At 43.8% G+C, this 21,869-nt stretch carries 21 protein-coding genes, 2 tRNA genes and 2 rRNA genes; 7 read left to right on the top strand and 18 right to left on the bottom strand.

Features of this window, described 5'->3' with window-relative positions; translation table 11 throughout:
- Window positions 1-9 precede the first annotated feature (9 nt).
- On the top strand, window positions 10-1,452 hold the full coding sequence (gene gltX / locus G3RUM_RS00125) for a glutamate--tRNA ligase (RefSeq protein WP_129734208.1): 1,443 nt from the start codon (window positions 10-12) through the stop codon (window positions 1,450-1,452).
- Between the two features lie 11 nt (window positions 1,453-1,463).
- Here gltX and G3RUM_RS00120 read toward each other — a convergent pair whose 3' ends face one another.
- Entirely contained in the window at window positions 1,464-2,333 is an 870-nt protein-coding gene (locus G3RUM_RS00120) for a hypothetical protein (RefSeq protein ID WP_129734206.1), read from the bottom strand.
- Between the two features lie 93 nt (window positions 2,334-2,426).
- Here G3RUM_RS00120 and G3RUM_RS00115 point away from each other — a divergent pair, with 93 nt between their 5' ends.
- A complete protein-coding gene (locus tag G3RUM_RS00115) occupies window positions 2,427-3,839 on the top strand; it encodes a PEGA domain-containing protein (RefSeq protein ID WP_129734204.1) in 1,413 nt (470 codons plus the stop codon).
- On the opposite strand, the gene G3RUM_RS00110 is transcribed toward G3RUM_RS00115, so the two are convergent.
- Window positions 3,836-5,041: a sortase gene (locus tag G3RUM_RS00110; RefSeq protein WP_129734202.1), complete on the bottom strand. Its 1,206-nt coding sequence runs from the start codon at window positions 5,039-5,041 to the stop codon at window positions 3,836-3,838. The two genes, G3RUM_RS00115 and G3RUM_RS00110, sit on opposite strands and share 4 nt — an antisense overlap.
- A 47-nt stretch (window positions 5,042-5,088) precedes the next feature.
- On the opposite strand from G3RUM_RS00110, the gene G3RUM_RS00105 reads away from it, so the two are divergent.
- Window positions 5,089-5,175: transfer RNA gene (locus tag G3RUM_RS00105), tRNA-Leu, on the top strand.
- 61 nt (window positions 5,176-5,236) lie between these two features.
- Here G3RUM_RS00105 and G3RUM_RS00100 read toward each other — a convergent pair.
- The gene (locus tag G3RUM_RS00100; RefSeq protein ID WP_129734200.1) at window positions 5,237-6,196 is read right to left on the bottom strand and encodes a methionine adenosyltransferase domain-containing protein; all 960 of its coding nucleotides are present in this window, start codon (window positions 6,194-6,196) and stop codon (window positions 5,237-5,239) included.
- 36 nt (window positions 6,197-6,232) lie between these two features.
- On the opposite strand from G3RUM_RS00100, the gene G3RUM_RS00095 reads away from it, so the two are divergent.
- Window positions 6,233-7,459, top strand: coding sequence for a glycosyltransferase (locus G3RUM_RS00095; RefSeq protein ID WP_129734198.1), 1,227 nt, complete (start codon window positions 6,233-6,235; stop codon window positions 7,457-7,459).
- 8 nt (window positions 7,460-7,467) lie between these two features.
- A complete protein-coding gene (locus G3RUM_RS00090; RefSeq protein WP_129734196.1) occupies window positions 7,468-8,115 on the top strand; it encodes a CDP-alcohol phosphatidyltransferase family protein in 648 nt (215 codons plus the stop codon).
- An 8-nt stretch (window positions 8,116-8,123) separates the two neighbouring features.
- Here G3RUM_RS00090 and G3RUM_RS03840 read toward each other — a convergent pair whose 3' ends face one another.
- The 13 genes from G3RUM_RS03840 to G3RUM_RS00025 form a co-directional block, all read right to left on the bottom strand.
- The gene (locus G3RUM_RS03840; RefSeq protein ID WP_195157055.1) at window positions 8,124-10,025 is read right to left on the bottom strand and encodes a DUF2207 family protein; all 1,902 of its coding nucleotides are present in this window, start codon (window positions 10,023-10,025) and stop codon (window positions 8,124-8,126) included.
- An 18-nt stretch (window positions 10,026-10,043) separates the two neighbouring features.
- Complete coding sequence (locus G3RUM_RS00080; RefSeq protein ID WP_129734194.1) at window positions 10,044-10,823, bottom strand: hypothetical protein; 780 nt, start codon at window positions 10,821-10,823, stop codon at window positions 10,044-10,046.
- A complete protein-coding gene (locus G3RUM_RS00075) occupies window positions 10,823-11,605 on the bottom strand; it encodes an exodeoxyribonuclease III (protein WP_129734192.1) in 783 nt (260 codons plus the stop codon). The genes G3RUM_RS00080 and G3RUM_RS00075 overlap by 1 nt, the downstream gene beginning before the upstream one ends.
- Window positions 11,602-12,018, bottom strand: a complete 417-nt coding sequence (locus tag G3RUM_RS00070) for an SsrA-binding protein (RefSeq protein ID WP_129734190.1) — start codon at window positions 12,016-12,018, stop codon at window positions 11,602-11,604. Before G3RUM_RS00070 ends, G3RUM_RS00075 begins: the two co-directional genes overlap by 4 nt.
- 51 nt (window positions 12,019-12,069) lie before the next feature.
- Window positions 12,070-13,047 carry a glycosyltransferase family 8 protein gene (locus G3RUM_RS00065; RefSeq protein WP_129734188.1) on the bottom strand — a complete coding sequence of 326 codons (978 nt, stop codon included), beginning with the start codon at window positions 13,045-13,047 and terminating at the stop codon, window positions 12,070-12,072.
- The gene (locus G3RUM_RS00060; RefSeq protein ID WP_129734186.1) at window positions 13,044-13,871 is read right to left on the bottom strand and encodes a lysophospholipid acyltransferase family protein; all 828 of its coding nucleotides are present in this window, start codon (window positions 13,869-13,871) and stop codon (window positions 13,044-13,046) included. Before G3RUM_RS00060 ends, G3RUM_RS00065 begins: the two co-directional genes overlap by 4 nt.
- Window positions 13,872-13,901: 30 nt before the next feature.
- Entirely contained in the window at window positions 13,902-14,726 is an 825-nt protein-coding gene (locus G3RUM_RS00055) for a glycosyltransferase (RefSeq protein ID WP_129734184.1), read from the bottom strand.
- Window positions 14,727-14,765: 39 nt separating this feature from the next.
- Window positions 14,766-14,850 (bottom strand) — tRNA-Leu (locus G3RUM_RS00050).
- Between the two features lie 21 nt (window positions 14,851-14,871).
- Window positions 14,872-15,372 carry a hypothetical protein gene (locus G3RUM_RS00045; RefSeq protein WP_129734182.1) on the bottom strand — a complete coding sequence of 167 codons (501 nt, stop codon included), beginning with the start codon at window positions 15,370-15,372 and terminating at the stop codon, window positions 14,872-14,874.
- Between the two features lies 1 nt (window position 15,373).
- The gene (locus G3RUM_RS00040; protein WP_129734181.1) at window positions 15,374-16,297 is read right to left on the bottom strand and encodes an NAD(P)/FAD-dependent oxidoreductase; all 924 of its coding nucleotides are present in this window, start codon (window positions 16,295-16,297) and stop codon (window positions 15,374-15,376) included.
- Window positions 16,297-16,554 (bottom strand): thioredoxin, encoded by a 258-nt coding sequence (trxA, locus tag G3RUM_RS00035; protein WP_129734179.1) that lies wholly within the window; start codon window positions 16,552-16,554, stop codon window positions 16,297-16,299. The genes G3RUM_RS00040 and trxA overlap by 1 nt, the downstream gene beginning before the upstream one ends.
- Window positions 16,545-17,090: a glutathione peroxidase gene (locus G3RUM_RS00030; RefSeq protein ID WP_129734177.1), complete on the bottom strand. Its 546-nt coding sequence runs from the start codon at window positions 17,088-17,090 to the stop codon at window positions 16,545-16,547. Before G3RUM_RS00030 ends, trxA begins: the two co-directional genes overlap by 10 nt.
- A 96-nt stretch (window positions 17,091-17,186) precedes the next feature.
- The gene (locus G3RUM_RS00025) at window positions 17,187-19,352 is read right to left on the bottom strand and encodes a ribonuclease J (RefSeq protein ID WP_129734175.1); all 2,166 of its coding nucleotides are present in this window, start codon (window positions 19,350-19,352) and stop codon (window positions 17,187-17,189) included.
- Window positions 19,353-19,495: 143 nt separating this feature from the next.
- Here G3RUM_RS00025 and nusA point away from each other — a divergent pair, with 143 nt between their 5' ends.
- Together nusA and G3RUM_RS00015 are read left to right on the top strand one after the other, a co-directional pair.
- A complete protein-coding gene (nusA, locus tag G3RUM_RS00020) occupies window positions 19,496-20,614 on the top strand; it encodes a transcription termination factor NusA (RefSeq protein WP_129734173.1) in 1,119 nt (372 codons plus the stop codon).
- 143 nt (window positions 20,615-20,757) lie between these two features.
- Window positions 20,758-21,138, top strand: a complete 381-nt coding sequence (locus G3RUM_RS00015) for a hypothetical protein (RefSeq protein WP_129734171.1) — start codon at window positions 20,758-20,760, stop codon at window positions 21,136-21,138.
- Between the two features lie 159 nt (window positions 21,139-21,297).
- Here the strand turns inward: G3RUM_RS00015 and rrf are convergent.
- Window positions 21,298-21,405 (bottom strand): 5S ribosomal RNA (gene rrf, locus G3RUM_RS00010).
- 165 nt (window positions 21,406-21,570) lie between these two features.
- A 23S ribosomal RNA gene (locus G3RUM_RS00005) occupies window positions 21,571-21,869 on the bottom strand; the annotation flags it as partial.

The raw sequence follows: 21,869 nt of genomic DNA, 5'->3' as shown, positions 1-21,869 counted from the left end.
ATATGTCTTATGGAAAAAGCAATTACTAGATTTGCTCCCAGCCCTACCGGCTATATTCACATTGGCAACGTCCGCTCGGCAATCTATCCCTATCTTTTAGCCCGCCAATCAAACGGGTCTCTCATCTTACGCATTGAAGACACCGACCGCGCACGTTATGTTGAAGGCGCCACCGAACTCATCGAAAATACCCTCGAATGGCTTGGTCTCAACTGGGATGAAGGCCCAATTGTAGAAGGCCCCCACAGCCCATACTTCCAAAGCGAACGTCAAAAAATCTATCACGACTGGGCCAACAAATTAATAAAATCCGGCCGTGCCTACGCCGACCCTACCCCTCCAGAAAAAATCGCCGAATACCGCGAACAATGTAATCAAGCAAAAATTCCCTTCCTCTACCGGAACTTCCGCCCTACAGATGTCCCAGAATGGCAACCCGGCATCCCACTTCGCTTCAAAACTGAACCCAAAAACTATTCTTGGCACGACGAAGTCATGGGTGATATGCACGCCGGTCCCGAAGTTCTAGATGACATTATCCTAATCAAAAAAGATGGTTACCCTACCTATAACTTTGCACATATCGTAGACGATGCCGAAATGGGCGTCACGCACGTAATGCGCGGTGTCGAATACCTCTCAAGTACACCAAACTACCTAGCGATCTATGAAGCTCTGGGCCTAAAACGTCCGAAGCTGGTTTCTCTGCCTCACATCCTCGCCTCGCAAGGTAACAAAAAACTTGGGAAACGCGACGGAGCTAAATCCGTCACTGAGTATCGCGACGATGGTATCCTGCCAGAAGCTATGCTAAACTACCTCGCTTGTCTTGGTTGGAACGATGGCACCGAACAAGAAATTTACACTAAAGACGAACTTATCCAGAATTTCTCTTTGGAGCGCATCCAGACTTCAGGCGCACGCTACGATGAAACTAAGCTAATCTGGCTCAATGGTCAATGGATTCGCAAAATCTTCGATGAACAAGGCGTCGAGAACCTATACCCACGCACCCAAAATTTCTGGCCACAAAGCGCCGAAAACTATCCTGACGACTATAAAATCAAAGTCCTATCTATCATTTACGATCGTCTCAAAACTCTTTCCGATCTTCGCAACATGACTAGCTATTTCTTCGAAGATCCAACCATTGACCTAGACCTATTAACTAAAAATAAATTTCTCAAAAAATTCTCCGAATCCGAACTCGAAACTTTACTCAAACAAACCATCACAAAACTCACTAACACTAAAGCTTGGGATGCAGACAACGTACAAAACTCTCTTAACGAGCTCCTGGTTGAAACTGACAAGAAACCCGCCGAACTTTTTGGCCTCATCCGTATAGCTATCAGTTTTGCCCCGTTTAGCCCAGCACTCAACCTCACCATGGAAGTATTAGGACGCGAAACAACCCTCGCCCGCCTCAACACGGTAGCTCGCTCAATATAAAAGTCAGAGCCCTACAGCGACACAGCAATCGAACAAATTTGCTTCTTTGTAAGCAAACCAGTAGCAGCATTCAATTTATAGACCATTCCACCGTTCACCCAAGCAGCACCGTCCTCACCCATATATATTGTCAGCCCCTGCTCTCGCACGATTGAATAATTTTCACCATATTCATCTTTTACAAAATTAGCAAGTAGAGCATTAGAATCCCAGGATGATTGCTCTTCAATCAGCAAAAACTCATCACCAGTCTCGTTGCTCTTAAAACTCAAAGTGACCTTTCCGTCCTCCGATGCAATATTCGACAAACTAAAATCCCTTGGCACGTAACTAGGATATGAAGCTTCGATGCCCGTTTGTATTGCCGCCACCCTTATAGAAATATCTGGCATATTCAAATTCACAAAATAAACAATCGCAAAAACCGCTGCTGCTGCACACGACAAAGCCAAAACTATTCTACCAAGCCCAAAATGCATCCTTGTCGACTTCTCTTTCTCTGATTTTCTCACTTCCTCAGCCATCTTCTTCTCATTCATAGACCGCGATGCGTCAGCCAAAGCCTTTTTAATAGCCTGATCCTTAAGTTCTTTCGCTGTCATTCTGCTAACCGGCATAGAAGCTGTTCTTTTTTGCATCTTACTAATAGCCGCAGCCTGCATAGGATGCGCCTTGGCTGGAGCCACCGGCGTGTTATCTTGTGCCTTCTTAGTTGTCACCTGGGCAGAACTAAAATGTCTCACCTGCGGACTACGTTTTACCGACACCATCACATCGCCGCTTTTACTTGGCCTCTTCACATACTTACGATTCAGCGTGGTAGATGGTCGTGTCTTTCGACGAACAGTAGCAGCTTGCTGATTAATATCGGATTTTTGCATTTTTACCTCGCTTATTCTTATAATCATCATACTATCCCTAACACGAAAACGCAAGAGCTAATTTTGTGGCATTTTATGTTATAATACAAACATATGAATCCAGAAAAAATCAAGCGACGCCAAAGCTTCAAGATCATTGTTTCTGAAACTATCATGGTGGTCGCCGTCATCTTAACAGTTATTATCCTCGCGCTATTAGTTTCTGGGTACTGGATTAACTCCGACTTCAAAGTAGAACGTCAAGGGCTCCTTCAGATATCCTCCGTCCCGACCGGCGCCGATGTCTACATAGATGGTAGTTCCTCTTGGCTTCAACGCACCAACACTTCAAAAGTCTTGCCTAGCGGAGAACACACCATTACTCTCACCAAAGATGGCTACGATTCTTGGTCCAAAACCATCAATATCTCCGAAGGACTACTATACAGGTTGCACTATCCCCGCCTTTTCCTCTTAGATAGAACCGCCGAAGAAATATTAAACGTTCCTGGCACTACTCTCGCCACCATCTCTCCCGACCACAACTCACTTCTACTAGTCAACAACACCACCGAATGGGCATACATCAACCTAGACACTGACAATATCGAACCAAAAGCTATCGATATTTCACAACTTTTCTCTAGTGTTAGTCTTGCCGACAACGCCGAAAAAGGGCTTTTCACCGGCCAAATTTTGGACACTCACTGGGATTACGACGGCTCCCACGTCCTCTTTAAAACTCAATCACCAGAAAATATCACCGAGTGGGTACTCTTAGATATCAAAAATGTTGCCAAAAGCGTCAATATTACCAGGGAGTTCGGAAATAATTTTAGCGAAATCCAAATCCTCGACAATTCTTCTAATAATCTCCTCGCCATTCAAAATGGAAACCTCCATAAAATAGACATATCCAACAAATCTCTGTCTGCAGTCCTCGTCGAAAGCGTTATTAATTTTGACCACTACAACAACGAAATCGTCTTTTCCGCTGCCAATCTTACCGAATCCGATGCACCCAATTATTATATCGGTTACTTCAAAATCGGTGACAGCAACATCGCCAAACTCCAAAATACCACCACCCCAGCAAAAACCACTCTTAGTCGTTTCTATGAAGATAAATATATCACCGTTCTAGAAGATACCACAGTTTCTCTTTATCAAAAAGAAGATTTCAAATTAATCGACACCTTTAATCTAAGCTTTATCCCCAACACCATAGAAGTCGGTCATGACGGCGAATTCATCACTATGTCATTAGACAGTCAAATCGCTACTCTCGATATGGAAGCCCTCGCCGTCACGGAATGGCAAACTGCCAGCACTAATTACGGCTGGATCGACAACGACATGGTTTATTCGGTCGAAAACAACAGTCTCTCAGTTTATGACTACGACGGGCTCAACCATCGCGTCATTGCCAATAACGCATCCCCCTACTTCCCCGCCGCCATCACCAACAACAAGTGGCTATACTACTTCAACAATGACACATTAATTAGAGAAGTCATAACTGATTAATTACCAGTTAACCAATTCCATATGCCCTCAAAGAAGGAAGGCTCATTAGACGGCAAATCTTCACTCACGTTCTGATCCACCGTAGGCATATCTTCAGACTTATCTGCACCATCATAACTCGGCGATATTTGTTCCGCCGTCACCAGCAGACGATATCTAGAAGTACCTAACGGAGTACAAGTCACCAAAGTTAATAAAGGCTTATTGGTGTCCACCACCAAAGCCGCTACATTAGACGGCTCCACCACCTCCTTTTTAATCACCCTATATGTATATCTCACTGAATTATAATTTATATAAATCAAATCTCCATCACCCAGCCGCTCTAAACCCGAAAAAATATATTTGTATGGATTAGAACTATAAACATCTCCCGCCGAATGTCCCGTAATCACTAAATTTCCTATCTCTCCAGGATACGCACTTGCCCCCGCAATCCTATAATGCGCCACTCCGTTATTCATGGCAGACATCACTTCGCTCACCGAAATACCGAAATGCACAGGAACGTCTATATTCAATTTCGGAATAATCAAACGCGGTTCCGCCGAAACCGTCTGCGTCACAGTCGGGTCTATCGCTTCTATTTCCGAAGCCGGAGCGTTACCAGGTGACACATAAGCCATAATTGGCGCAAAGATCAATCTATTATATTGCAAAAATAAAATCAACAACACTACCGCCACGCCAGCCAAAACCGGCAACAAATGACGTTTCCGACGCGATTTCTTAACATTCTCGGTCGCTTTTTTTCTAATCCTCTGCCGCAATCGGCTCTTTATGTCATCTTCGGCACTCGTAGTTCCCTCTTCACTAGAATCATCACGTCTCAACGAGAGCCCAGCCTTCTTATCGCTTTTCATACTTGCCCGAGTCAGAGAGCCCAAAATCTCTTCTTCTTCGGCCTTTTCTCTCGCATCTTTTAAACGCTCCTTTTCAATATAAGTTCGTGCCGCCTTAGAATAGTAATCACTATAATACTTCTGATAATAATCCTGCCAAGCCGAATGATATTTTTTCCAAGACTCCGAGTTAATCTTAGGAGTAATCGGCTCATCTTTCAGATGCCCGTCATTCTCCGTCTCTTTCACCGCTTTTTTGGCCGAAGCAGCATAAGCCGCCAGAACCTTCTTTCTGGCTATCTGAGCAGCTGTCTGTCTCTGCAAATCACTAGAAGATCGCCCACCTTTTTCGGAATCCATAACAAAATTATAGCATAATTAGAGAAAATATGGTAAAATAACATCACGGGCGAGTGGCGGAACTGGTAGACGCGCTAGACTCAAAATCTTGTGGTCGTAAGGCCGTGAGGGTTCAAGTCCCTCCTCGCCCACCATTGACAATCGAGCAAAAATATCACAAAAAAATACCCCTCCCGGGGTATTTTTCTAGCTTAATTACTTATCCCAATCAAACCCCTCGCCATAATGCCCGTAACATGCCGTACCCTCGTATATCGGTCTCTTCAAATCTAAGAATTTTATAATCCCATTCGGTGTAAGATCATACCCCTCAATCTCTTCAGCCTCACCATCTACAATCACCGTCTTTTCCAAAGGCTCGGCATAACCAATCGCGTAAGCCAACCGCACCAATACTTCGTGCGCTTTCCGCTTTCTAAGATAATCCACTGCAATCCTCCGTGCCATATATGCCGCTGATCTATCCACCTTTGACGGATCTTTACCCGAATAGCACCCACCGCCAATCGCCACTCTTGGTCCATAATTATCCACTATCAACTTCCGCCCAGTCAAACCAGTATCCGCATCAAATCCACCTTGTTGCCAATCCCCCGCCGGATTAATATGTAGCTCCAACTTCCCTTCTAGCCCCTCCTTCTCCACAAACTCACGCACCAATTTCTCCAATTCCCCTTTTGGCACATTCTGAAAACTTGCTACGATTGAATCAATCGTTCCATCCGGCGCAATTGTTACTTGCGTTTTACCGTCGTATGGGTATTTTTCATAAATATATTGATTCAACCGTCGCGCCAATATTACTTCCAAAGGCAACATTTCTGGTGTCTCATCACACGCATAGCCAATCATTATCCCCTGATCACCCGCACCACCAGTATCCACCCCTTGTGCAATTTCTGGCGATTGCTTCACAATTTTAGTATGCACTTCCACATCGCCAGCAATACGCTTTACAACAGAAGGAATATCAACATCCACCGTAGAAGTAATCTCTCCCGTCACGAACACTACGCCGTGCCCGCCACAAGCCTCGGCCGCCACACGCGCATCCGGATCTGCCGCTAAATACGCATCCAAAATCGCGTCACTAATCTGATCACACAATTTATCCGGGTGTTTCGGAGAAACACTTTCCGCAGTCCTATAGAACATAAATACCTCCACTTAAATATGTTATTATTATAGCATATGAAGATCGCATTTTTCTCGGATTGCTACCTAGATCTTACCGGTGGCATCACTTCTTCCATTAATGCCCAAAAAACCGAACTTGAACGCCGCGGCCACACCGTCTACATCTTTAGTACTAGTTACCCTAAAACTCCAAAAGAGCGACAAAATCTTGCCAAAGAAAATATTTTCCCAGTACCAAGTTGTCACTGGTGTTTCCGTGGCCTCACGCCAGTCTCACGTCGCCCTAAACTCGTCGAAAAATGGCTTCTTCAAGAACATCCCGAAATCAAAGATTTTGATATTTACTATATCCATTACGAATCTGGCTGCTCTATCGCTGGTCTACACCTTGCCAAAAAGTTAAAAATTCCCTCTATCCAAGTAATGCATGGTCGCGAAGATATGGGCGTCACCAGTATTATCCCCTTTGGTCTCCGCACCATCGTCGCTACTTTATTAAACTGGTTTCACTCTTGGTATATACCCCATCCCACAAGAGTTCATAAAGACAATTATTTAGCCAACACCGTCGCTAAAGCTAAAATGTGGACTTTAATGGTAAACCACGCCAACTACGCCGACTGTGTCATCACGCCATCCCACCACTTTGCCAAAAAACTTAACCACTACGGGGTCAAGCACAAGATCAAGATCTTCCCCAACGGCTACCCAGACAAAAACTTCCCCACTAACCCCTCAGTAAAAACACTAAAGCTAGGCCAAACCTTAGAAATCATTTGGCACTCGCGTCTCTCCGGCGAAAAGCGTATCCTGCCATTTTTGCGCGCATTAAATCAAGTTAACGGGAAATATCATCTCAACGTTTACGGTGACGGTGCCAATCTTAACAAAGCCAAACGCTACGCCACCAAACACCACCTAAACGTCACCTTCCACGGCAACAGCAAATTTAATACAGTTCAAAACGCTATCCTCAAATCCCACTTAGACGTATTAGCCTCTTATAATTTTGACAACTACCCAATGACTTTAGTGGAAGCCGAAGCCAGTGGCGTACCAGTTTTTATTTGCGACCCAGACATGCAAGAAATCATTCCGAAAGACAGCTATATCTTAAGTTCTGGCCCTACTCCCTTCCAAATGGCCGAGGCCCTCAACGATTTACTTAATCACCCAGACAAAATCCAGCAAATGAGCAAAATTATGCTAAAACATCGCCAAGAGACCTTAATTTCTCAAAGAATCAAGACTCTCGAAGATATATTTCATCTTATGCTATAATTACGAATATGAGATACTTAGCAGACATACTTACATTATCAAGATTCATTTTAGCCATTGTTCTATTCTTCTGGGCTATCCTTGGCGGATCTACTGAAGGCGCTTTTATCATTTTCTTCGCTGCTGTACTTACAGACACTTTCGATGGTACATGCGCTCGTAAATGGCCTTTCCCTAAAGGCAAAGAGCCCAAATATCGCAAATACGCCGCCCTTTACGACATGGTTTCTGATGTCCTTCTCGCAGCTTCTCAAGTACTCTTCTTGACTCTACATGTCAATGCCATCTTCGGCATTTCTGTCATCATCTTCTACGTCGTAATCTGTAGTATTATTGAGCTTATCGTTTATGGCAAATTCTTTGGTCATCCAGACAACTGTACGCCAAACTCACTCACCAAGAAAAACTTCCCTCTCGCCAAAAAACTTGTTCTCGTTCGCCGCTACATCTACACCATCTGCATCGGCATCATTAATGCTGTAGTACTTTTCGCCACCAGCTGGCCTAACCCAGTCAAATACATCCTCTTTGCCGCCGGTTGCTCAGTATACATCTACATGTGGCTTTTCCTTCGCCAACGCCGCGAGAACATTTCCCGTGATGCGGTAGACATCGAAAAAGAATTAACCAGAAAAGCCAAAAAAGAAAAGAAGTAGCGGCAGCTTTACCAGCCGCCCCCACCTCCACCTCCGCCCCCACCGCCGGAGAATCCACCGCCTCCGCCACCAGACGAGAAAGAACTTCCCCCGCCACCAGCATTCGCGTAGCTTGTCGATTTCATAATTGTATTATTAATATCCCGCACCATATTAGAAGCAATAATCCCATTCAGCACATCAGAACTAATAACTTCATTTACACCTTCAAAATCATAATATTTTTCTAGTTCCTTCGCCCAACTTTTCTCTTCTCCAAACAAACTCGCCCATGGTAAAAGTTTTTCATACAGTTTCACAATACCCGCATTAGACATATCCGCCCCTTCCACCGATTGTAAAAACTTCAGCCTATCCGCTTCTGCCATTTTAATATACAATTCCAGACCTTCCAAAAACCTTACCAACTTCAAGCCCTCTTCTGTATATTTAGCATACTTACGTCTTTGCTGCTCTATTTTGGATATTATTATTACGGTTATCATAAATATCACAGGTATTAGCAATGGGATCAAACCCCCTCCAACCAACACCCCATTTGCATTTGCTACATATTTTTCTACAAAGTTTTCAATCGTTTCAATCCCGAATATCACACCCCACATTACGAACACAAGCAAAATTACCGATAACCATTTAAATTTATTTTTCTCCTTTTCTTCCTTAATAAAATACCCGTTTTTCTTCAGTACATCTTCAGCCCCCTCCTCATATTTTTTCGCACAGTCCGACAAATAACTAGTTTCTATATGTTTCTGAATTGCTATTTCATCATCCTTTTTAAATTTACCATCTCCAGACAGTATATTCATCATTTGCTTCTGCGAGCCAGTCAGTTTCTCCGGCTCCACATTTAAAATTACCGCCCAATCATATTTCTCACCTTCTATCTTTTTTATCGTCACTTTTTTACTTACTGCTAATTCTAACAAAGTCGCCACGTACGAAGATTTAGTTTTCTTTACGTAAACCTGCCCACCTTCCGCCACGCAAACATTCTTGTCCTTCGGTGGTTGATACTGTGGCACCACAAAAATTTTCTTATACATGTCATATTTCGGCTTCGCTTCACTTTTCCACTTCAATATCCGCCATATCACGATAATTGCGGCTAACATAATTTCGGTCGCCAATATTATCACCAACGTGTAGTCTTTTTTAATAACCACCTTAAACGTATCCGGCTCAAATTCCGTCACGAAAGTCAAATTCTCGCCCGCACCCAGTTTCACCGCTTCAAACTCAAAGCCATCACCAGTCGGCATAATCACGCACCTATCTTCACCCTTCGCACCGTACCGTCCCACATAGCACCATGCATCATCAAACATATTTTCATACATGTCCGCCGACACGTGTAGTCTCGCCGACACTTTACCAAATTCCTGTTTCCAACCTGTACCATTCGTATCCCAGTACAATTCCTGAAACGCCTTTTCTGCATTTTCTTTTCCACTCACATTTTCACCATCTGCCGCAAATTCCGTAATCACGTCTGTGTAATCATATTCCAAGGTATACACTTGCTCCCCGTGCACATATTCACTTGCACTGCCAATATATATCGTATAGTATCCGTCGTCATCCACAATCTTATTCACGTTTTCCGACTTCCCGTTTCTTAGTACCGTCAAATTCAACGCCGCTTCATTCGCTATCGTCCGGTTCACCCCACCCTGATTCGTATACGGTATCGTCCGCGTAATTCCGTGATTCTGGTTTGTCTCCGGAAAAACTGCAGTCAGCACTTCTTTTACATGTAAATTGCTCGTCCCATCCTCTAGTTTTGTCAAATAATAATCTGCCGTAAAATCCTCAAAATAAAAATCTTGAGCACTTGCAAAGACATTGTTTATCGGCACCAAAGCCAACACAATCACCATACCCCAAAGAAAGTGTTTTAGTCTCATATTTTTATCATATCATACTTACGCAAAAATCGCCGCTACGGTAGCCTGCACCCAATCACCAGGATTATATAAATTCAACGCCACAATCTTAGCCGCGAGTTCCCCATCCCAAAACATTATCGGCGAATAACCAGATTTTTCTAATGGTACTGCTTTCACTCTGCCATCTCTCGCAATCAATATCTGTCCGCTGTGCAAAGTCACCAACCCCACCGGATAACTTAACGTAAATTTATGCAACACCTCCGCCACCTGTACCAGAGATTGTGACAAAAGTAGCATCTTCGGATAATACACCGACCGCAACATTTTTTGCATTTGCGCTAACGATCCAAAAATCACCAAATTTTCATTCAACAGCAATTTTTCCGGTCCATTCTCCGTCACCAAATCCACCGCATCTCTCGTGATCATCACTGGTTTTTCGGAACTTCCACACGCGCTCGCTACAGCCTTCCCCGTAATCACATTTTTCGATAAATCCCCAATTACCAAATTATAATCCGCCCTCCCCATAGCTTCACCAAACTCCTCACTATCTGCAAAAGAACCACTTTCTGTAGCTTTTAAAAACATAAAATTCGGCATCGGCGGCAATTTATTTTTCAAAACATCCGGCAACACCAAATTTACCGTTTCCACCGGATACTTCTCCACCAAATATTCTGCCACTTTCACTGGCGTACGAAAATTCTGTGCATTTCCGCCCACCACATTCACCGCCCCTTGTTTGCGCTCTGGCATATTCCACAGCAAATCTTCCGCCGTATTATTCTCTAACTTTTCAAAATATTCCATCAGAACTCCAACGTAATCGATATCGGACAATGATCCGAGCCCATCACATCCTCATAAATCTCCGCCGCTTTCAAATTGCCCTTTAAGCTTTTCGAAACAAAAAAGTAATCTATCCGCCATCCCACATTATTCTCGCGTGCATACCCCCAATGGCTCCACCAAGTATACCTCTGCACATCCGGATTCAACTCTCTAAACGTATCCACCAGCCCCGCCTTCAACAAATTTGTTACGCCCCGCCGTTCTTCATCCGTAAACCCCGCATTATGACGATTTGCCGCTGGTCGTGCTAAATCTATTTCTGTATGCGCCGCATTAAAGTCCCCGCACACCACCACCGGTTTTTTCTTTTCTAATTCTTTCAAATACTTACATACCGCCGGATCCCACATCTTTTCCCTTAATTCTAATCTCTCTAACCCTCGTTTCGAATTCGGCGTATAAATATTCACCAAATAAAACTTCTCGAATTCCGCCGTCTGCACTCTACCCTCACTTAAGGGGTCGCCAAATTGATCCGCCAAATCCGCTTCCACCGGCAAAACATTATTCACTGCAATCGGTTTGATTTTTGTAAAAATTGCCGTGCCGCTATATCCCGCCCGCTCCGCCGAATTCCACAATTCTTCATACTCCGGAAAATCCACCTCCGCTTGCCCCGGTTTGGCTTTAGTTTCTTGCACGCACAAAATATCCGGCTGCTCGTTCGTCATAAACTCTTGCAAAGCGCCCTTATTTAGCACCGCTCGTAGCCCATTCACATTCCACGAAAATATTCTCATGCGTACCGCCCCCGCTCTATATCACGTTTCTTTATCGTTTCACGCTTATCATATTTTTTCTTGCCTTTCCCTACCGCAATCACTAGTTTAATATGTCTTCCACCGCCCAAAAGCTTTACTGGCACCACCGTACACCCAGCCACTTTCTCTTTTTCTAGCGCAGCAATTTGTTTTTTTGTGGCTAATAACTTAATGTTCCGCGCCGTTTCCGCACCCAAAGTCAGGTTATTTAGCCATAGTTCACTATTCCTTATCGTTACAAAAGACCCTTTCAACTGCACATGATGGTCCCGAATCGCTCGTACTTCTGGCCCCGCTAAGCTCATCCCCACCGTCAGCTCATCACCTAGCGCATAATCATAACGCGCCTTGCGATTCACCGTCACCATATCTGGGGCCTTCTTCTTTTTCATAGAGTAATTATAACATACCGATATTTTCCAATATCGTCCGCAAACCCCGCCCTACTTATCTTCAAACTTCAAAATCGGCTCTTTAGTTTTAGAAAGCCTCCCCGCCTTCTTGATCAATGCTTCTATCTTCTCATGGTCTGCCTTCTGTTTTTCTGCATCAAATGCCTGCTGTTGTCTCTTTAGCTCACCATAAAATCCAGTCCCCCTCGCCGCATTCCAAAAAATCTTTTCTTGCGGCACATTTTTATAATGCCACGGTTTATTAAACAAATTAAAGTGCACCAATTTTGCATCTTTCGGCAATTCTTCCGCCGGTTCCATATTCCACTTTGCATCCAAATGCAAAATCTTTCCGCGCAAAATCACATTCATATAATCTTGGTCCGGTGCCACCAGATCAGCATCATACTTATTTATTGTATCCACCAAAGCTGACAAGTATCCAAACTTCCTTAAGGCCTTCATATCCATCACCAGCACCCCAGAATTACAATAATCCCAATATTGCACTCCTACCGCTCTATCTACGTACTCACGAAATTCCGGTATCACCTCCACTTTTGGATCTACCATCGCTGCCATCATTTTCCCCTCTAGGTCTATGTCAAATAGTTCACCAATATCTCCGCGCAAAATCGTATCACTATCTATATATACACACTTGCTATATATCGGGAACAGTCGCGGAATAAAAAACCTATAATAATATACCGCCGAAGAAAAGAAATCTCCTGCTCCTTTCCGCCGTGAGCAATATTTAACAATTGCCTTAAGATATAAACTACTGCTAATCTTTTTAAACTGTATCGCCACGTTTTTCGTCACCAGGCTTCTCAGCCGTACCCGATTCACCCAGTTCAGCCCATCATGCAAGATAATCACTCGGTAATACCGCTTTTTGTTCGCATGTTGAGTCAATGAATGAATCGCCGCCGCTGCATACGGAGCATAAGCGCTATTAATCGTCAAAAAAACTGGTACAACCTTAGTTTTTTTCAAAGGGTTCAAACCCGTATCAAAAATACTCATTTTTTCTTCTTTATATACTTAAAATACTCGTAGCTATTCTTCTTACTCCATTTTACCATAGAATCATAAGCTTCTTGCGCCAGCTTCGCCCGATTTTCCTCTTCCGTCTTCTTCGGATCCGGCCAAAACGGCCCATCTATATACACATCCATTCGCGGCAAATCTCCCCGCTTCTTGTCTTTACGCTTATGATATGTCGTCGTCATCGTGAAAATCGGCAAATTATTTCGCACTGCGTAGGTAAACGACCTATCTCCCGCCGGGAATTTCCTAATTGTCGTCGCATAAGGCCACACGTGGGCCTCCGGATAAATCACCAAACAATTCCCTTGCTTCAGCCTCTTGTCCGCCGCTTCATGAAAGGCAGCTTTTTCTTCCTTAGTTTTTCCTAACGGCAACCCGCCAATATATGGCAACACTTTCCCTATCCCCGGAATTTTCAAGTTCACCGGCGAAATAATTGTAAAAATCCGTCTATCCGCCGCTAATGCCGGCCCAAACACATCGTGAAAAGGATTAGTATGATTAGCATACAGTACATAGCCTTTTCCTTTCGCCTTTTTCAATTTTTCTCGCCCATGGAACTTCGCCTGCCAATATCCTCGTTCATAATACTGCCCAAAAAGTTTGAAAATCCGAAACAACACTGCCGAATACATCTTTGTGAACAGGTTTTTAGGGATAAAATCATAGCCTTCCGGTAACCCCACCTCTACTTTTTGTTCTTGTTCGTCTGTTTTAATCGGATCATCTTCTTCCGAAGCGTAGTAAAACACCCGTTCTTCTACCGGAATATCTTTTTGGAATAATTCTGCCTTCGCCATCTCAATTCTTTAAAATAAACTTAAAATTCATTATATCACATTAGCTTTAAGTTTTTCGTAATCTGCCAAGATATCATCATATTCCGTAATCTTCAAAACCTTGTGAATCTTTTCCACCTCAAACGGTTTCACTTTTTGCACCCTAAAATACGGCCAAAACTTAAAATTGTTACTGAAGTGATGCAATACCGTATCTTCCTTCGGCCGTTCACCTTGTTCATTATATTTTCGCGCCACCAATTTTCGCCGCGCAATGGCTTTGTTTAGCGCCGCTTGGTCCGCTAGCATCATCCACCGCTCCGCACATAACCTTACCGCCTTTTCAAACATTTTCGTTTTTATACATTCCGGCATATTAAATAGCATCACCCCAGAATTCATATAATCAAAATTTAATATCCCGCGGTAATGATAAAAATTCTTCCCATAAATATCTAGCACCCCCGCCGCTTCCACTCCAGTCAAATTCATATTATAAAAATTACTGATATCCTTTCGGCACACCACATCATAATCTAAATATAACACTCTATCTAACTTCGCAATTTCCGGCACTTTATCCATATAGAGCCGAAGCATCGAGCATGGTGTAAAATACGATCCCATGTTCTTCTTTGGCAAATTCTCTACAAATACATCCGTAGCATCAATCAGTTTCACAAAACTTTTCGCATTTTTTTCTTTCACCAACTTATCCAAAAACTTCGCCGCTTTTTCTGCAAACGCCGCAGTATCTTCATAATTTATCGTCAGAATATAAATATTCAGCGGTTCAAAATTATTTTTCACTAGAGACAAAATCGAAACTAACACCCCCCGCGCTATCCCCTTATCGCCACAATATAATATATTCATGGCGAACTCTGAACCCTACTTTAATCTCAAAGCTCGACATGGTGCTCGGAGCGGGAATCGAACCCGCACGGGTTTCCCCATTCGATTTTAAGTCGAACGCGTATACCAGTTCCGCCATCCGAGCACATCATTATTATACCACATTTTAGCCAAATCTAATAATCAGCCATCTTATTAATACATAAACCACTACAATTACTATCGCACCAATAGCCGAACCAAACGCCGCACCAACTCTCTGTTTATGTTTAACTTTACGCCAAATTTCACTACCAATCGTAATCACCGCCATCAATACTGCTAATCCTAAACAAATGAAACCAGCCCCACTTGGCAATCCAGAGATCATAACTCCTGCCATTCCCAATTGAAAGCTCGAAGTCACCATACCACCGCCATAGCCCACTACGCCTAACGCCACGCCTGCAACCGCCAACACTACAGACCTATTACCTAGTCTCTCTATACTAGCTAATATCACATTTTTGTCGCTAGACCAGCCTTTCACTTTTGTCGTCTGCGGATCTAGATACGCCACATTTGCACTATCAGACTTTTCCGTCTCCAAAGCCCGCACGGCCTTCATCCGCTCCGCTTCTATCCGTTTGGATTTTTCCCACTCCGCCTCAGTCGCTTTATCTACCATATTAATTATTTGAATAATTTACCGCTTTGTCAGCTGCTACTGCACCATCTGCCGCCGCTGTCACCAACTGCCGCATATCTTTCACTCGGCAATCCCCTGCCGCGAACACCCCCGGGCAGCTCGTCACACAATCTTCTGCCGCTTTAATATATCCACCAGTATCCAGCTCTACCAGCCCTGCAAAGCCCCCCGTCATTGGTAATTTCCCTATCGCCACAAACACCCCATCTATGTCCAGGTCCATTCCGTCTTTCACGTCTGCCACTTTACCACTTGACACCAGCCTCACACCAGAAACTTTTTTACCACCCACAATTTCTTCTGGTACATATCCCAGCACAAATTCTACATTACTTTTACCGCATAGCCGCTCCACCAATACCGCGTCGCCCCTAAACTCACTCCTGCGGTGCACCAAATACACTTTTTCTACAATATCCGCCAGATACAATGCATCATACAACGCCGTATTGCCGCCGCCTATCACCGCAACCTTTTTACCTTTATAAAACGCCCCGTCACACGTTGCACAGTAACTCACTCCCCGGCCAGTAAATTTCTCTTCGCTAGCTAAGCCCAGCTTTTTATCTTCTGCCCCCACTGCTAATATCACCGCACCAGCTGTGTATGTTTCGTCTTCCGTTTTCACCATAAACCCATTGTCACTTCTCTCCACTGCTGTCACAGTTTCAAATTCCATCTTCGCACCCAGTTCCGTCATCTGCTGGTAAATCTTCTGCACCAAATCCACCCCGCTCACTCCCATATCGCCTGGCCAGTTTTCAATATTTAGCGTATTAATAATCTGTCCGCCATAAGTCCGACCTTCTAACACCAGCACTGTCTTGTTTGCTCGTCGCACATAAATCGCCGCTGTCATCCCGGCAATCCCGCCCCCCACTACTATCACGTCGTAATGTTTCATTATTTCTCCAACATTTTTTCTAGCTTTTTTAGCGGCACCACACCCACTTCTCGTGCCACTTCTTTGCCATCTCTCAGCACCACAAAACAGGGAATAGAGGATACACCATACTTCTCGGCCAACTCATCTTCTTCATCTATGTTTACCGATGTTACTTTTATTTCCGGGTGCACTTTTTCCAGCTCCGCCACCACCGGCTTCATCATTTGGCACGGCCCACACCAGTCCGCATAAAAATCAATCAATTCTACAGACATTCTTTTATCCTTCCTTCAAAATCTTTCGGCTCGTCCGTCGGGCCAAATCTATCTACCACTTTACCATCCCTATCCACCAAAAACTTCGTAAAGTTCCACTTGATAAACCCTTTCTCTTTCCCTACGCCCGGCAGTTTAGAAATTGCCGCCATCGCAACCTTATTTTTCATCCCCTTCGGTTCTGGGTCTTCACTAATTTCTTCTTTTAAATACACGAACAACGGATCCGCTTTATCACCATTTACCTCTATCTTCGCTAACTGATCAAAAGTCGTTTTATACTTCGCTGTACAAAATTCATGAATCTCATCATCCGTCCCCGGCGCCTGATGCCCAAACTGATTACACGGAAAATCCAAAATATCTAATCCCTTACTATGGTATTTCTCATACAAATCTTCCAACCCTTCATATTGTGGCGTAAACCCACACCCTGTCGCCGTATTGACGATCAATAAAGCTTTACCCTTATAATCCGCCAAATCTACTTCTTCACCTTTGCGATTTTTTACCTTAAAGTCATAAATCCCGCTCATTTTATCTCCTTTTCCTCTATTATCCGATACCTTCATTATTTTTTCAATAGAACAAAAACCTTAACCTTTCAACAGTCATTTAGCGATATACTCACTCTAAACTTTATTTATCACCGGTATCACAATCGGTGTATGTCCAGTCGCATCAAACAAGATATGCGTAATATCTTCCTTAATTTCTTCTTTCAGTACTTTCATCTCTGGGTCAGTAGAAATAGATTTATCCGTCTTCTGCCTCAAATAATGCCGTATCTTTCCAATTAACTCTTCCGAATTATCTAAATATATAAACGCTCGCGACACAATATCCGGCGTTTTCATCAAATGCCCTGTTTTCTTGCTCAAAGTTAGTACAATCACAAAGATACCTTCGCGCGAAATATGAATCCGGTCTTTTACTACTGCTTCATGTACCGGCTGATCCGCATCATCATATAACTTATTCCCCACGTGTATCCGTCCACACTTTCTTATCTTCTTTTCCGGAGTCAATTCCACCACATCACCATCATCCGCAATCAATATCCGCTCTTTTGCAATCCCTACCACATTTTCCGCCATCTCAGCATTATGCTCTAACATATAAAACTCACCATGATATGGCATATAGTTCTTCGGCTGCAACCTCGTCACAAATTCCACATGATCCTCATAATAGGCATGCCCAGACAAATGCAAAGGCCCAATATTCGTTAAGTGCGTCTTACCGTTTTGGATTACCTGTGCACCCTCACGCAATAACCCGTCCACAGTATTTACTACATGTGGTTCATTACCCGGAATCGGGTTAGACGAAAATACTATCGTGTCAGTAGATTTAATCTTAATATACTTATGCGCACCCGTCACCATCCGATTCAACACCGCATTTAATTCCCCCTGCGAGCCCGTACACACTATACAAACTTTCTCGTCCGGCATCTTTATAATGTCTTCCATTTTTACAATCGTATCTTTTGGAACCTTAATAGACTTAGCACGGAGCGCCACCTCCACGTTATTGATCATCGAAAAACCACTAAATGCAACTTTTCTTCCACGTTTAGCTGCTTCTTTCAAAATCAATTCAATTCTTAAAATCTGTGACGAAAAGCACGAAATAATCACCCGTCCACTCGCATAATGGTCCATTACCCGGCCCAAATTCTCCCCCACATCATATTCTGAATGCGGATGGCGTCCCGGCGAGTCAATATTCGTAGACTCATTTAGCATCAAATCAATGCCTTCCTTTGCCACAATCTCATCTATCCGCGCATAGTCCGTCTGTATTCCCATCGGATTTTCTTCGTGCCGCCAGTCACCGGACAGATAAATCACCCCATTCGGCGTTCGCACTACAATTGCCGTATTTCCTGGAATAGAGTGCAAAGTATGGATAAATTCCACGCTCAAGTGCTCCGAAACCTGAAACTTTTCATGTTTAAATGGATCCACTTTCACGTAATTCATGTCTGGCTCATCTTGAAGCTCACTCATTTGCCGTTCTATCATCCCAATCGTAAAATCGGTCCCATATATCGGCACCAAAGGCCCAAATTTTGGTAGCAAATGTTTACACGCCCCAATATGGTCCAAGTGCGCATGTGTAAAGCAAATTGCCTTTACCTTATCGCGATTATCTTCTAAATATTTAATATCTGGAATCATGTAATTTACCCCAGGATAATCCTCGCCGGCAAACAGCACCCCCATGTCTACCACAATCATCTCAGACTTGTACTCGATTAAAGTCATGTTTTTACCGATACCAAACTCACCCAAACCCCCAATCGGGATAATTCGCACCGATTCCGGATCTGGTCGCGCCGACTTTAACTGTGCATTCGTTACCTGAGTACCACCATAGCCATTATAACGTGATTTATTCACTGGCACCCCTATAATATGCTGCGTTGCTTGTGCGTTCACATCTTGAGAAAGCATTCGTTGATGATGCACCATCTCTCCCTTACGTGTGCTCACAGATAGATTTACTTTTCGCTTTTCCGCCTCAGTTTGTGCTGTTTTAACAACTTTTTTGTTGCCTTTTACCGCTTTCGCGTTTGTATTTTTGCCCTCAGAGCCATTTTTTGGCCCTTTTCCGGCGTTTTTAGTGCGTTTGGCTGTCTTACCCACCAGCTTTGCATCTTTTCCCCCGGGGGCGAAATTAGAGTTAAAATTACGGTTTTGTGCCATCTCAAACTGTTTTTTGATATCTGGCAGCCTCTCAGCCCTAGATTTTAGCAAGCGTGCACGACGCTCCTCCTCTTTTAAATTCATAATTTTCCTTTTTATTACAAGCAAACTCTGTTACTCTAATTATACCAAACCTCTTGCACTTTTTCAAGTTTTTTGTTACAATCAAGATATACAGATTCGACCGGCTCCCAAAAAGAGGCGGTATTTTTAACAGAAAGGACCAAATGGAAAATCTAGATCTTAAACAGATGTCTGCCATGGTAGATATTATTGCCGAAGAAAAAGGCTTACCAAAAGACACTGTCTTAAATGTAATCGAACAAGCTATTGCTGCCGCTTGGCGCAAAGATAACGGCGATCGCGAGATGAACGTCCGCGCCGTCCTGAACACCAAAACTGGTGAAGCCGACGTCTACGTTGCTCGTGAAGTCATCGAAGATGGTGTGGGCTATAACCCATCTACCGAAATCCCTCTAGCCGAAGCTCTAGAAAACAACAAAGATGCCAAACTCGGCGACATCGTCGAAGAAAAATCCAAAGTCAGCACCTTCGGTCGTGTCGCCGCTATGACTGCTAAACAAGTTGTCGTTCAGCGTCTCCGCGAAGCCGAAAACGATGCCGTTCTTACGGCGTTTGAGGATAAAATCGGCACCGTCGTTACCGGTACAGTGTCACGCATCGAGCCAAAACTCGTTCGTATTGACCTTGGCCGAGCCTCCGGCATCATGCCTCGTTCCGAGCAAATCGATGGCGAATACTATACCGTTGGTAGTCGTATCAAGGTCTATATCAAAAATATCGAGCACGGTGACCGCGGCGCTCAGCTCATCCTCTCCCGTGGCAACGCCGAGTTCGTAGAATATCTCTTCCGTCAAGAAGTCCCAGAACTTGAAAACGGCACCGTAGAAATCCGCGGCATCGCCCGTGAAGCTGGTCGCCGCACCAAAATCGCCGTTATATCTACCGTCCCCGGTGTCGATCCAGTCGGTACCTTTGTCGGTGGTCGCGGCATTCGTGTCCAAGCTGTCATGAACGAAATCGGCGACCGCGAAAAAATCGACGTTATTACTTGGAGCGACAACGCTTCGGAATACATTCGCGAAGCTTTAAGTCCTGCCGAAGTCAATAAAGTCGAAATCGACGGCAAAAAAGCCAAGGTCTTTGTTTCCGAAGATCAACAATCAATTGCCATCGGTAAGCAAGGTCAAAATGTTCGCTTAGCCTCCAAACTTACTGGCTATGACATCGATATTGAACTTCAAAAAACTGCGCCCAAGAAGAAAAAGAAGAATGTGGAAGATTCTTTACTTTCCGCCATCGAGGAGACCTCTTCCGAAGAATAATTCATATACCAACATATATCCAGTAGCCCCCTTATAAGGGAGCTACTTTTTTCTCACAAAAAAGACCCGCCATACTACTACTTGATTTTATAGACAAAATATGTTAAAATTACAACAGTACTTTACAAAGGAGGTTGTTTTGTGTGAATATCGAGATAGAACTTGCAGCGAATATCGACCCGAGTCACAAACGTATAGCTTTAGTGTATTATCAGCATAGCTTCGATAACTACCAGTATTACGAAATATTATCGGACGGCAATTATACCGCCGTAGACACACCGATAATGCCCACAAACGCAATACTATGCTTTCCACCTGAAGCCCCCAACATCCCATTCAAATACCAATACGAAGATGGGCTTTTGATTGTAGACGTCGAACATGCCAGTTGGTTTCTGGCAATACTCAATATCGCTTATCCAGGATTCTCGCCAAGGAAACGCTACATGCTTTATACAACTCGCACAGATTATAAAACTCTCGAAGCAGAAATAACATCCAAAATTAAATCATTTTTATAAGGTCGCGATGCGGCCTTATTCTCACATAACAAACTAATCTTAAATCTCGCGCAAAAAAGACCCACCTAAAACAAAAATAAACTGGAATTGACTCCCAGTTTATTTTTCATAATAAGTTCTCTCGTTTGGGCTTTCTTTCAAGAAAGCCCCAGAACGATAATTTGGCACCTTCCTAGTTTCCCGCAAAGCAGTATAATCGGCGCTACTGGGCTTGACTTCTGTGTTCGGAATGGGAACAGGTATTTCCCCAGCGCTATGGGCACCAAATCGTAATAACAGCGTCACTATTATTACTATTGATGTCCATAAGGTGTTTAGATTTTAATGACGCACGACGTATCAAACGCCGATTGCTAGCTAAGTCTCCCATGTTCTCGCCGTAAATTCTCACCGCGTCGCCGCAAAGGCAAAAATTATAATGAGAACATGGAACATAAAAAGGCGATGGACCTATTAGTACGCTTCGGCTCCACATGTTGCCATGCTTCCACCTTGCGCCTATCAACCAGATCTTCTTTCTGGAGTCTCCTAGGGAATTCTTATCTTGGAGTGGGCTTCGCGCTTAATATGCTTTCAGCGCTTATCTCTTCCGAACATAGCTACCCGGCGATGCAGTAGGTGACCACAACCGGTACACTAGAGATTCGTCCATCTCGGTCCTCTCGTACTAGAGACAGATCTCCTCAAAATTCCTAACGATCATGCCGGATATAAACCGAACTGTCTCACGA

This window comes from Candidatus Nanosyncoccus alces, from assembly GCF_004138395.1.
Classification (GTDB): domain Bacteria; phylum Patescibacteriota; class Saccharimonadia; order Saccharimonadales; family Saccharimonadaceae; genus Nanosyncoccus; species Nanosyncoccus alces.
This window is presented reverse-complemented; position numbering and strand designations above follow the sequence as displayed.

Excerpts from the sequence above, each read along its gene's own strand:
- gltX (WP_129734208.1), top strand. The coding sequence starts at position 10 with ATGGAAAAAGCAATTACTAGATTTGCTCCCAGCCCTACCGGCTATATT.
- G3RUM_RS00120 (WP_129734206.1), bottom strand. The coding sequence starts at position 2,333 with ATGCAAAAATCCGATATTAATCAGCAAGCTGCTACTGTTCGTCGAAAG.
- G3RUM_RS00115 (WP_129734204.1), top strand. The coding sequence starts at position 2,427 with ATGAATCCAGAAAAAATCAAGCGACGCCAAAGCTTCAAGATCATTGTT.
- G3RUM_RS00110 (WP_129734202.1), bottom strand. The coding sequence starts at position 5,041 with ATGGATTCCGAAAAAGGTGGGCGATCTTCTAGTGATTTGCAGAGACAG.
- G3RUM_RS00100 (WP_129734200.1), bottom strand. The coding sequence starts at position 6,196 with ATGTTCTATAGGACTGCGGAAAGTGTTTCTCCGAAACACCCGGATAAA.
- G3RUM_RS00095 (WP_129734198.1), top strand. The coding sequence starts at position 6,233 with ATGAAGATCGCATTTTTCTCGGATTGCTACCTAGATCTTACCGGTGGC.
- G3RUM_RS00090 (WP_129734196.1), top strand. The coding sequence starts at position 7,468 with ATGAGATACTTAGCAGACATACTTACATTATCAAGATTCATTTTAGCC.
- G3RUM_RS03840 (WP_195157055.1), bottom strand. The coding sequence starts at position 10,025 with ATGAGACTAAAACACTTTCTTTGGGGTATGGTGATTGTGTTGGCTTTG.
- G3RUM_RS00080 (WP_129734194.1), bottom strand. The coding sequence starts at position 10,823 with ATGGAATATTTTGAAAAGTTAGAGAATAATACGGCGGAAGATTTGCTG.
- G3RUM_RS00075 (WP_129734192.1), bottom strand. The coding sequence starts at position 11,605 with ATGAGAATATTTTCGTGGAATGTGAATGGGCTACGAGCGGTGCTAAAT.
- G3RUM_RS00070 (WP_129734190.1), bottom strand. The coding sequence starts at position 12,018 with ATGAAAAAGAAGAAGGCCCCAGATATGGTGACGGTGAATCGCAAGGCG.
- G3RUM_RS00065 (WP_129734188.1), bottom strand. The coding sequence starts at position 13,047 with ATGAGTATTTTTGATACGGGTTTGAACCCTTTGAAAAAAACTAAGGTT.
- G3RUM_RS00060 (WP_129734186.1), bottom strand. The coding sequence starts at position 13,871 with ATGGCGAAGGCAGAATTATTCCAAAAAGATATTCCGGTAGAAGAACGG.
- G3RUM_RS00055 (WP_129734184.1), bottom strand. The coding sequence starts at position 14,726 with ATGAATATATTATATTGTGGCGATAAGGGGATAGCGCGGGGGGTGTTA.
- G3RUM_RS00045 (WP_129734182.1), bottom strand. The coding sequence starts at position 15,372 with ATGGTAGATAAAGCGACTGAGGCGGAGTGGGAAAAATCCAAACGGATA.
- G3RUM_RS00040 (WP_129734181.1), bottom strand. The coding sequence starts at position 16,297 with ATGAAACATTACGACGTGATAGTAGTGGGGGGCGGGATTGCCGGGATG.
- trxA (WP_129734179.1), bottom strand. The coding sequence starts at position 16,554 with ATGTCTGTAGAATTGATTGATTTTTATGCGGACTGGTGTGGGCCGTGC.
- G3RUM_RS00030 (WP_129734177.1), bottom strand. The coding sequence starts at position 17,090 with ATGAGCGGGATTTATGACTTTAAGGTAAAAAATCGCAAAGGTGAAGAA.
- G3RUM_RS00025 (WP_129734175.1), bottom strand. The coding sequence starts at position 19,352 with ATGAATTTAAAAGAGGAGGAGCGTCGTGCACGCTTGCTAAAATCTAGG.
- nusA (WP_129734173.1), top strand. The coding sequence starts at position 19,496 with ATGGAAAATCTAGATCTTAAACAGATGTCTGCCATGGTAGATATTATT.